The organism is Nostoc sp. DSM 114167 (genome assembly GCF_052692655.1).
Window position 1 is genome coordinate 3,932,170 of the sequence record NZ_CP195116.1, and the last position, 11,518, is coordinate 3,943,687.

8 protein-coding genes and 2 pseudogenes are annotated in these 11,518 nt (G+C 41.7%); 5 read left to right on the forward strand and 5 right to left on the reverse strand.

The window, feature by feature from the left end; translation table 11 throughout:
• Positions 1–59: 59 nt before the first annotated feature.
• Complete coding sequence (locus NSTC731_RS16870; protein WP_179065728.1) at positions 60–218, forward strand: YqaE/Pmp3 family membrane protein; 159 nt, start codon at positions 60–62, stop codon at positions 216–218.
• A 272-nt stretch (positions 219–490) separates the two neighbouring features.
• On the opposite strand, the gene NSTC731_RS16875 is transcribed toward NSTC731_RS16870, so the two are convergent.
• The 4 genes from NSTC731_RS16875 to lpdA form a co-directional block, all read right to left on the reverse strand.
• Entirely contained in the window at positions 491–1,153 is a 663-nt protein-coding gene (locus tag NSTC731_RS16875) for a carbonic anhydrase (protein ID WP_445631795.1), read from the reverse strand.
• 117 nt (positions 1,154–1,270) lie between these two features.
• Complete coding sequence (locus NSTC731_RS16880; RefSeq protein ID WP_069072137.1) at positions 1,271–1,522, reverse strand: DUF5340 domain-containing protein; 252 nt, start codon at positions 1,520–1,522, stop codon at positions 1,271–1,273.
• 243 nt (positions 1,523–1,765) lie between these two features.
• Positions 1,766–2,656, reverse strand: coding sequence for an indole-3-glycerol phosphate synthase TrpC (gene trpC, locus NSTC731_RS16885; protein WP_445631796.1), 891 nt, complete (start codon positions 2,654–2,656; stop codon positions 1,766–1,768).
• A 138-nt stretch (positions 2,657–2,794) separates the two neighbouring features.
• Complete coding sequence (lpdA, locus tag NSTC731_RS16890) at positions 2,795–4,219, reverse strand: dihydrolipoyl dehydrogenase (RefSeq protein ID WP_445631797.1); 1,425 nt, start codon at positions 4,217–4,219, stop codon at positions 2,795–2,797.
• A 428-nt stretch (positions 4,220–4,647) separates the two neighbouring features.
• Between lpdA and NSTC731_RS16895 the strand changes: the two genes are divergently transcribed.
• From NSTC731_RS16895 to NSTC731_RS16910, 4 genes and pseudogenes are all read left to right on the forward strand, one after another.
• Positions 4,648–6,423: an SWIM zinc finger family protein gene (locus NSTC731_RS16895; RefSeq protein ID WP_445632112.1), complete on the forward strand. Its 1,776-nt coding sequence runs from the start codon at positions 4,648–4,650 to the stop codon at positions 6,421–6,423.
• 519 nt (positions 6,424–6,942) lie between these two features.
• Positions 6,943–8,142: pseudogene (locus NSTC731_RS16900) on the forward strand (ShlB/FhaC/HecB family hemolysin secretion/activation protein); the annotation flags it as partial.
• Positions 8,143–8,212: 70 nt separating this feature from the next.
• A protein-coding gene (locus NSTC731_RS16905; RefSeq protein WP_445631798.1) for an IS630 family transposase occupies positions 8,213–9,324 on the forward strand; the annotation gives its coding sequence in 2 pieces (ribosomal slippage) (positions 8,213–8,633 and positions 8,633–9,324; 1,113 coding nt in all).
• 20 nt (positions 9,325–9,344) lie between these two features.
• Positions 9,345–9,950: pseudogene (locus tag NSTC731_RS16910) on the forward strand (ShlB/FhaC/HecB family hemolysin secretion/activation protein); the annotation flags it as partial.
• Positions 9,951–10,385: 435 nt separating this feature from the next.
• On the opposite strand, the gene NSTC731_RS16915 reads toward NSTC731_RS16910, so the two are convergent.
• Positions 10,386–11,510, reverse strand: coding sequence for a hybrid sensor histidine kinase/response regulator (locus tag NSTC731_RS16915; protein WP_445631799.1), 1,125 nt, complete (start codon positions 11,508–11,510; stop codon positions 10,386–10,388).
• Between the last annotated feature and the right edge of the window lie 8 nt (positions 11,511–11,518).

Here is an 11,518-nt window from a genome sequence, read left to right on the forward strand (position 1 = left end):
AACAGTGGTAAATTAGTTTGCCAACAAGCTGTCTTTTCTGAGATTAACAGGAGGTTTAAATGGATTTAGTTCGGATTCTGTGTGCCATTTTTCTGCCGCCTTTGGGAGTTTTTTTACAAGTAGGTTTTGGTATAGACTTTTGGATTAATATACTTTTGACGCTGTTTGGTTACATTCCTGGGATTATTCATGCAGTATGGATAATTGCTAAGAAATAATTCTTTGTAGAAGTAGGTTAAGCGTACCAATATCTGTGTTAGTGATTGTTATAGAGGCGATTCATAAATTGCCTCTATAAAAAATTTTATGAACTTAACTACTTTGTATTCGTAACTTTAATTAAACAAAAAGCTCTAAAAATACTATTTTATTTTTGAAATATATATAAACACTACTTAAGAAAACGCGATATCTAAATAAAAGTTGTAAAAACAATATTTATCAAGTCTTTAATGTCGGCTTATGTGTGGCGGTAAATACCGAATTAACTCTAACTTTTTAACATGGCATAGAGTCTAAATTCTAGAAGCAAGGGGCAGATGTGCAATTGCCATTGCACAGTTGAAACGTTTAAATCTTTGATTAACCCAGTGCTTATATCTAATACCCAGCCGTGAACCATAGGTGCTTTTCGCTCATGGAGTACTTGACGCATGACGGAAGTTTGGTAAAGATTTTTCACTTGCGCCACAACATTGATTTCTGCCAAGCGATTCAGACGTTCTTCTCTTGTTGGCAAAGTATCAATTTCTTCTTGTTTCTCTAAATACAGTTCCCGAATCGGATTTACCCAGTTATCAAGAATTCCGATAGTTCGCCCTTCTAAAGCTGCCTTAATTCCTCCGCAATCGTAGTGACCACAAACGATAATGTGTTCCACTTTCAGGTGTAAAATTGCGTATTCTAAAACGGCTAAAAAGTTTATATCCGTTAGAGAAACTTGATTGGCAATATTACGATGTACAAATAACTCTCCTGGTTCTGTACGGGTAAATTTTGTTAATGCCAGACGACTATCAGAACAGCCAATGTATAGAAAAGGTGGTGTTTGTCCATTAGATAATTCTTGAAAGTAAGTTGGATCTAGAGCTAGCTTTTCGGCAACCCAAGCCTGATTATTTCTGAGGAGTTCATCAATGCTGTTGTATTTCATCTTTCGTCAATTTCGAGAGAGAATCTCATCAATATTTTATTTTAACCGATCTCCAGTTTTGTCTAAATCAAGATGAACTTTCTCAAAACTAAAATCTGATAAAGATGACAATTTTTTTCAATCGGGGGCAACAACTTTGCTATCGTTATGATGGTTAATTGACCAACGGTGATCGATAGTTACAGAGGAAAACTCGCAAATTTCTTCTAGTCGCTTTTGCTGTACAGCAGCTTTACGGAGAGTAATAATTAGCTGATTCACCTGATGCCGTAAATCTGGATTATCATTGACTGCTAACATAGTTTGTCTTTCTAAGAGTTGAAGTATAAGTTCGTAGTGAATAGGCGAAGGTAGAGGAATTTGCTCCATGAAGTTAACTTTTGATTTCATATTTGGGATTGTGTATTAGTCACAGTTTATTTCTTGTTAATAAATTGTTACATAATAAATAACTAGTTGCTTATGGCTTTGGTTTGATTAGCAATGAAGATTTAGCAAAGATATTGATGATATTTGATAGCAAAGTGCTGCGTGTATACGCATAGTATGCCCAATTGCTCAACTATTATGTGCAGTTGCCCTGCGCCTTTTAGGGCAGATGGGGTGTTTATTTCAAAAATTCTTCGGTAATATACGGGCGATCGCAGCGCCGGGATCTGGTTGTTTTACCAAAGATTCTCCAATGAGTACAGCAGATGCACCTGCTGTCAGCACTAAACTCAAATCTTCTGGGTTGTGTAGTCCTGACTCGCTGACAACAAGGATATTTTTCTCTTGCAATTGTCTACCCCTTGCAGCCAAAAGTTGGCAAGTAGTTTGCAGATCGACAGAGAAATCTTCCAAATTGCGATTATTGATTCCTATCAGGGAGACTCCATCTAAGGCTAACACACGGTCAAGTTCTGCCAAACTATGGACTTCAATCAAGGCTGCCATTTTCAGGTTGTTAGCAATTTTCAAGAAGTATTGCAAATCTCGATCGCTCAAAATAGCTGCAATCAACAAAATCGCATCTGCACCCTGAACCCGTGCTAAGTACATCTGGTAAGGATAGATGACAAACTCTTTACACAGTAGGGGCAAATCTACGGCAGCCCGGACTTTGGCTAAATTGTCAAAACTACCTTGAAAGAACTTGACATCTGTGAGTACAGAAAGACAACTAGCACCTCCTTGCTGATAAGATAGGGCGATCGCTACTGGGTCAAAATCTGCTCGTAAAACGCCTTTACTCGGTGAAGCTTTTTTAACTTCGGCAATCAATGCTGGCTTTGTCTTACCTTGACGCAAAGCAGCAACAAAATCACGGGTTGGTGGCGCAGAGAGTGCTTGATGTTGCAATTCCCGTAAAGGCAGCCTTTCACGCATTTGGTCAACTTCAACTTCTTTATGCCAGACAATTTCTTCCAAAATGTTGTTTGGCGCTGCATCAGGTACGGCAGCCTGATAACGTAACATGGACACGGAAATAGCTGGGTTAGGTGAACGGCGACGGATTTGCATAATTAGTGCTGAGTTAGGAGTTAGGAGTTAGGAGTTGGGAGTTAGGAGTTAGGAGTTGGGAGTAGAGACGCGATTAATCGCGTCTGTACAGGAGTTAGGGATATTAATTCTTCACTCCTAACTTTTCACTTCTAACTTTTAGATGGCTCGTTTATAAGCTTCGTCCAGGACTTCCGAAAGTGTCGGGTGGGCGTGAACTAGATGTGCGAGACTTTGGACAGATTGACGGTTGGCGATCGCAGCTGAGGCTTCATGAATTAAGTCTGAGGCGTGCAGTCCGAAAATGTGAACGCCCAAAACTTCTCCGGTGTCTTTGCGATATATCACCTTGGCAATACCGTCGGCTTCATTTTCTGCCAACGCTTTGGAATTTCCTTTGAAGTAACTCCTACTGGTGGCGATTTCAAATCCTTCAGCTTGTCCCAACTCCTTAGCTGCTGTTTCAGTTAAGCCTACATAGCTGACTTCTGGGTGGGTAAATGCCGCTGCGGGGATGCTGCGATAGTCTACTATTCTTTCCCTCCCAACTATATTTTCTACCGCGATGATGCCTTGAGCAGAAGCAGCATGGGCTAACATCATCTTCCCATTAGCGTCGCCAATTGCCCACAAATGCGGCACTACTTCACCTGCTGATAGCACTGCCATGCGATCGTCTACTGGAATAAAATTCCGCCGATCGACTTCCACGCCCACAGACTCTAAACCAAGATTTTTGGTCGCCGGGATGCGTCCCGTAGCCACCAAGCAAGCATCTACTTCGATGACATCTACATCTTCTTTGGTTTTGAAATCCGCTAACTCAATCACCACAGGTGAACCTGGGATAACTTTTTTGGCGTATATACCGACTTTCGTTTCAATATCGCGGGGAGTAATTAGCACCCGTTCGGCAAGTTTGGCAATATCGCGGTCAAATCCTGGCATTAACTGATCTAGGGCTTCAATCAAGGTGATTTCACAACCCAAAGCTGAGTAAATATCAGAAAATTCTAAGCCGATATAACCACTGCCAATAATTGCTACCCACTCTGGTAGTGATTCCAACTTCACACCTTGGTCGCTGGTAAAGACAGTTTTGCCGTCTACTTCAATCCCTGGAGGCACAAAAGGAATTGAACCAGGAGAAAGGATAATGTCTTTGGCTGTGATGGTTTTTTCACTACCGTCTCCGACGATCGAGACTTTTTGCGCCCCAGCGATTTTTCCCCAGCCTCTGATGATATCGACTTTTAGACGTTTGAGGCTGTTGGTTAAGTCGCCTTGAATTTTCGAGACGAGATCGTTGGCATGATTAGCGATCGCTTGGCGATCGAATTCTACGCTACCAATTTGAATTCCCAGTGACTTGAGGTGGTGGGCATTGCGTAACTCCCGCACACGTCCAGATGCTGCCAGCAGCGCTTTAGAAGGAATACAGCCCCGATTAACACAGGTTCCTCCCATATCAGCAGCTTCAATAATTGCTGTTTTCAAACCACAACTTACGGCGTGTAAGGCTGCGCCATGTCCGCCTACACCAGCGCCGATAATTACTAAATCGTAATCATATCCTTGACTCACGTTAGTTTCCCCGTCTGCTTCGCCTATTTATTCTCAACTTGACCGACAATCAGCGCAACCCTTTTAACAGTTATCAGTTATCAGTTTTATCGCTGAACTCTAAATCCCTTACCTTACATTACCCTGACTGTTTACTGTTGACTGTTCACTGATTTCAGGTTTGGGTATTGCTAACTCAAATTATGATTCACTCACTTCTGGCGAAAATATGGATATTTTCATTATATGGGTTGGTTTTCCCAGAAAAGCGACAAGAAATGAAGTGAGTATTTGCAGGGTAATGAAACTGATTCCCTGTTATGAGCTAGTTAATGAATAGAAATTGCAGTCTCATTCAGAATCGCCACACCTTTTTCTTTACAGCGCGTTAGCGTAACACTAAGCTGGATTTAGGATTGATCCAGAAGATTTACGCAGGCGATCGCTCGATGTCTATTCCCCAAATTAGTGAATTTACTATCCGCCGTCATGCCAACGCCAAATCTTTCCAGCGGGGCGAGGCATATTATAACGCTGGTGCTGTTCATACCGTTATCCAACGTGGTCATCGGCTTCAGGCAGATGTTCTAGGCACCGAAGCTAGACCTTATCATGTCAACCTGAATTTTGATAGCAGTGGGTTAACCTCAGTAAAATGCACCTGTGCCTACGACTATGAAGGGTGGTGCAAACACATAGTAGCGACGATGCTGGTTTGTGCGCGTAACTCAGAAAATATTGAGCAGCGCCCCACCCTTGAGGAACTACTAAATCGCCTGAATTATATCGAAACTCAAAGGTTGCTGCAAGAGTTGGTAGCAGAATACCCCCCTCTAATTGAGGCGATTGACCGCCATGTAAGTTGGATGACAAATCTTGCTGACAACCAAACAACCATCAAATCCGTGCGTCGCAGTACTATCGATCCGGCTGCTTTTCGGCGGCAAGTACGGCAAATTCTCAAGGATACCGTGCGCTACTTTGAGGAGGGATACGAAGAAGACCCGATTGGCGAAGATTTGCTGAGTGTAGTGCAAACTGCGGTAGATTTTAGCGAACGGGGAGAAGGTGAAAATGCGATCGCTATTTTGTCAGCGATTACCTCTACCTGTGTGGAAAATTGGGATGATGTTGCCGAATACGGCGCTGAAAATGATGAAGTTGTCGGCGAATTAAATAATGCTTGGTGTGAAGCAATTCTCAGCACCGAACTTACTCCAGAAGAAAAAGTTGATATTCAAATAAATTTAGAAGCTTGGCAAGATGAGTGGAATGCTGATTTTGGTCTAGTTATGGAGGCTTTACGCCAAGGTTGGGATTATCCGCCACTGGTACAAGTTCTCCAAGGTAACATTACTGAAAGGGGAGCTTGGGAAGAAGACGTACCAGATTATGCTGATGATTTGGCATTAATTCGCCTGAAAATTCTCGAACGTCAAGAACGTTATCAAGAATACCTGTATTTAGCAGAAGCGGAAGGGCAAACTCAGCAATATCTGACAATGTTGGGGCGTTTAGGCAGGGTAGAAGAAGCAATTGATGCTGCTCATACCCAGATGAACTCAATGGAAGAAGCCTTTGCCCTAGCGAAAACACTCAGCGTTCAGGGGGCGTTACAGCAATCACTAGATATAGCCCAGAGTGGATTAAATTTACCGGGTAATTGTCAGTATGAATTGGGAATTTGGACAAGTGATTTAGCTGTTGAGTTGGGTAATAATGAAGTTGCTTTATTAGCAATCAAGGCGGCTTTTGAAATAAAGCCCTCCTTGGTGGACTACCAAAAAATGGCAGAATTCGCTGGGGAAAACTGGGGAAGTGTCAAAACAGACCTGCTGAGAATTGTTCGTACTTGTAATGGTTGGGGAACAGAATCAGCCAAGGTAGATATATTTTTGCATGAAGGGCTAATTGATGATGCAATTGCGATCGCTAGCGAACTAAGTTCCGATCGTTCAGAGTTAATTCACCGAGTCATGGATGCTGCTATCCCTCATAATCCTGGTTGGGTGATTGCTAATGCTCGTCGCCGTGCTGAAAAGATTATGGATGCAGGTAAAGCCGAATACTATTATTACGCGGTTGAATGGTTGAAAAAGGCGCGTAATGCCTATTTGAAATCTGGGAAGAAAGCTGACTGGTTAAGCTATCGGGAAAACTTGATGCAAACTCACGCTCGTAAACGTAAATTGATAGGAATGTTTAAGGAAAGTGGTATGGAGTGAAGAAGGCAACAAGTAGGAGGTTTCAATGAGCGGTGTAGGTTTATCTTTCAGAGACGCACAAGGGAAACTACACTAGACTTTTTGCAGAAATGGGGTAAAGGGGAAAGGATGGAATTTTTCCAAACCCAGTAACCTTTCACATCCACTCCAACGTCAAGGCAAAAGTTACAAATGCCAAGATGTCTACTGATTGCAGCACACTCTCATCAGAAATTTGGTATCAGATTTCAACTGTAAAAAAAGCACGGAGATACTACGCGTAGCTTGCTTCCACGTAGTGGTACGGGAAGCCTTTGACTACATAAATTTTGCCTACCAAGGATTTCGAGCAACGCATAATTAATTTAATTTCACCAGATATCTTATTAATACTTTTAAGTCTGCAATCACCAGATGATTTAGCTTTTAAATTGAGATTTGCTCAAGATATCAACTTTAGCGACAAAAGATGAAGTAAGATTCACATCTGAAGCAGTCCCGGTATAATCCCATAGTTACTGACAAAAATAGTCCAGCGCGATGATTGATAAATACCCTCAGAATCTTATAGTGTCCTGCTTACCGCTGAGTATGCTTCTATTACTTGGCAGTACATCTTTAAGTCCACTGAAAGCTGAGACTGTTGATACTACACAATTACCAACAAGTAATTTCATCCTATCACAACAAATTCCACCACCACAGGATATCCAACCACCCACACCTTCACCACTTCCCTCACCGGAAGTGCCACAGCCACTCCCCCCACCAGCAGAACTACTTCCACCCTCTACCCCAACTCCCACACCTGAGGCACCACTCCCTGGCAACTTTCCTCAAACTATTGTTGTTGAACGCTTTGAAGTTGTTGGTAGCACAGTTTTTAGCGCCCAAGAATTAGCCCTCGCCACTGCTGAATTTACCAAACGACCGATCTCACTGACCCAAGTGTATCAAGCACGTTCTAAAATCACCGATCTATATGTCAAAAATGGTTACATTACTTCTGGTGCCTATATTCCACCTCAAACAATCCAATCTGGTGTTGTCAAAATTCAGGTGGTCGAAGGTAAATTAGAAGATATTCAGGTAACTGGGACTCGGCGGCTGAATCCGAATTATGTCCGTAGCCGACTAGCAATTGCGACATCACCACCTTTGAATCGCCAGCGTCTATTAGAAGCCTTGCAACTTTTGCAACTTAATCCTTTGATTAAAAACGTAACTGCTGAACTCTCAGCAGGATCGCAAACGGGTACGAGTCTTTTGGAAGTTAAAATCAGTGAGGCAAAAACCTTTAGTGGCCAAATAGTTCTTGATAATGGGCGATCGCCTAGTGTTGGCAGTTTCCGACGCGGGTTAAGATTGAATGAAGCCAACTTACTCGGATTGGGAGATGGTCTAAGTGTAGGCTACACCAATACTGATGGTAGCAACTCCTTTGACGCTAGTTACACATTGCCTCTTAATCCCCGCAACGGAACTCTTAGCTTTAACTATGGCACTACATCAAGTAATGTCATTGAGCCTCCTTTCGACACTTTAGATATCGAATCGGCTTCTCGCTATTACGAACTGACATTCCGTCAGCCCATAGTCCAAACTCCTACACAAGAGTTTGTCCTTGGGTTGACAGCCTCCCGACGCGAAAGTGATATCTCGTGGAAACTACAAAAAGAGAGCGAAGGAGGGTTTCCCCCTTCTCTACTTTCGCCTGGCGCTGATGATGAGGGACGCACTAGTAGTCTGCCAAGCTAACTTTGCTAAGTAAAACCTTTAATTGGTAAACTAGCCAAAAACGGGGTATAACATGGCAAAAAAGTACATTGTAGACTTGAATGAGGATGAAGTTTCACAACTACAAGCAATAATTAAAAAAGGTAAGCACAAAGCAAGAACGATAATCCGTGCAAACATTCTTCTGATGGCTTCTGAAGGAGAAACTGATCAAGCGATCGCTGGCACAGTTAGAGCGCATGTTGCGACAGTACAGCGAATACGAGAAAAATTTGTCATTGGAGGGTTAGATTTTGCTTTAAAGGATGAAGTCCATCCACCAAAACCTAAAAAACTAAATGAAAAACAAGAAGCATTTTTAATTGCAACTGCTTGTTCTAATCCACCAGTTGGAAGAGTACGTTGGACAATGCAATTATTAGCAGATCATTTAGTGAACGTTGGGATCGTAGATTCAATTTCGGATGAAACAGTACGTCAAACTTTAAAAAAAATGAAATCAAACCGTGGTTAAAAGAACAGTGGTGCATTCCTGAAGTTAATGCAGAATATGTTTTCCGAATGGAAGATGTACTGGATTTATACAATGAGCCTTACGATCCTAAACGCCCCGTACTTTGCTTTGATGAGCGCCCATATCAATTAGTAGAAGAAGTAAGACTTCCTCTGCCACTAGAGCCGGAGCAACCTGAACGTTATGATTTTGAGTATAAACGGAACGGGACAGTAAATTTATTTGCGTGTTTTCAACCTTTGGCAGGCTGGCGGCATATTGAAGTTACACAGCGTCGAACTAAAGCCGATTTTGCTCTTCAGATGAAAAATTTAGTGGATGTTTGCTACCGAGATGCTGATGTGATTCGTTTAGTAGTTGATAACCTGAATATTCATACCCCCAGCGCATTATATGAAGTTTTTCAACCAGAAGAAGCGCGACGAATTGTTCAAAAATTAGAGTTTCACTATACTCCTAAACATGCCTCTTGGCTGAATCAAGTAGAAATTGAATTATCTGTTTTATCTCGCCAATGTTTAGAACGGCGTATTCCTAATGCAGAAATATTATCTTCTGAGATTGCCGCTTGGGAGAAACAACGTAATCAGCAAAAAGCCAGTGTCTATTGGGCTTTTCAAACCAAAGATGCTCGCCGAAAGATGCAGCGTTTATATCCAAGCTTAACCTAGCAAAATTGCCTTGGCAGACTACTAGGGTATCTGCGTTGCGATTTTTTCAAGAATGGACGAGTCGTAACAGTCGTGAAGTTATCGCCCTACGCTCTCAATTCAGTTTGGGTCTAGATGTGTTGAATGCCACGGTTAATCAAGATGCTCCTGATAGCCGTTTTTTTGCTTGGCAAGGGCAAGCGCAGTGGGCGCGCCTTTTAGCTCCTGAAACCTTACTATTACTTCGTTTAAATACGCAACTTGCATCTACAACACTTCTGCCGATAGAGCAATTTGGCTTAGGTGGACAGGATAGCATTCGCGGCTACCGTCAAGATTATCTGCTAACGGATAATGCCACTTTTGTTTCTGCGGAAGTTCAAGTACCGATTCTGCGCCTACCGCAGATAAATAGCATCTTACAGGTTATTCCCTTTGTGGATTTTGGTGTTGGCTGGAACAGTTCTGGTGAAGAGAATCCCGATCGTAATACTTTAGCTGCTGTTGGTCTGGGGTTGCGTTGGGCACAGGGCGATCGCTTCACCGTTCGTCTTGACTGGGGTATTCCTTTGGTATCTGTTAACTCAAATGAGAGAACATTACAAGAAAACGGTCTGTATTTTAGTTTACTTTATAATCCTTTTTAACTGCTGTCCATGTCCACCCTATTAAAAGTTGAGAGTGGACATGGACAGTAGTCAATGATGAAAAAATGATGATTATCTAGGTTTTTATAAAAAAGACCCTGGGTTATGATTCCAGGGTGCATACACGTTTTTCAGGCATTAATAGGTTGAATAATAACTTTGTAAAATAGTTATTTCTACTATCTATAGAATGATACAAAAGTAGATTTAGTTATTTTAATCGAGCGATACATCTACCGTTGGGAGTATACAAATATTGGAAGAGGCAAGTTATCCGGCAATATTCTGATTGGATTAACCTTCAAATGCTGCTGTAATTAATCCATATTAATTTAAGCTAATTTTATTTTTGCTGGGCGCATCAAAATACATTCAAAATTAAATGTAATTTCTTGGGAGATATCCGCAAAATAATCGGTAGTGAAGGAGAACAACTTAAGCATTTTTAGGTAGTTGCACAGTAAATAAACTACCTTTCCCTACTTCCGAAGCGACCTTGATAGTTCCTGCGTGCCCTTCTATAATGCGATGGGATAGATGTAGTCCTAAGCCACTACCCGATCGTTTATTTCTGCCTTGGCGAAATCGCTCAAAAATTGTTGCCCGATCTTCTGGCGCAATTCCATATCCTGTATCTTCTACCTCAATTACTACCGAATCTGGATCTCCTGGATTAGATGATGTTTCATAAATGCGGATTGTTATGCCTCCTGTATCTGTAAATTTGATGGCATTTGCAATCAAGTTGTTTAACACTCGCCGTAATTCCAAACGATCGCCCATGATCGTAGCAGCATTTGGACTCAGTGGATCTAATTGACGGGTATCAATTTCCAGAGTCAAGCCTTTTTCATTAGTTAGAGGACTTAATTCGTTGACTACTTCTTGAGATATCTCACATAAATCGCATTCCTCCCAATTCAACGTTTTTTTACCCGCCTCGAAGCGATAGACTTCTAATAGGGTGTTGACCATTTCCATCAAATTTTGGTTACTGCGAATCATGACTGCGATCGCTTGTTTCATTTCCGGCGAAATTTTGCAGAATGTTTCCATTTCAAACAAATTCAACATGCGATCGGCGGCTACTAAAGGAGTTCGTAAATCATGAGTCAGACGGGAAACAAAATCTTCCCGTTGGCGGGCCATTTTTTGTTGTTCGTCCAGACTGTGCTTGAGACGTAATAGCGATCGCACCCTTGCCAGTAGTTCATCAGTATCAAATGGTTTACGAATAAAATCGTCAGCACCAGCATCCAAACCTTCGACAACGCTGGATTGATGAAAGGCAGTAATTAATAGAATTGGAATATAAGAGATAGCAGGGTTATTCCGAATCCGACGTGTGACTTCATAACCATCTATCCCCGGCATCATTACATCTAACAGAATCAGATCGGGTGGAGATTGCTCAATTTTCCGTAAAGCTTTTATTCCATCTGAAGCCAAATCAATTTCATACCCCTCACTTTCTAAAATTGCTTGAACCAAAATCAGATTATCTTGAGTGTCGTCAACTGCTAATATCCGATAAACTTTATTATTTTCAACTACAGACATGATTTATA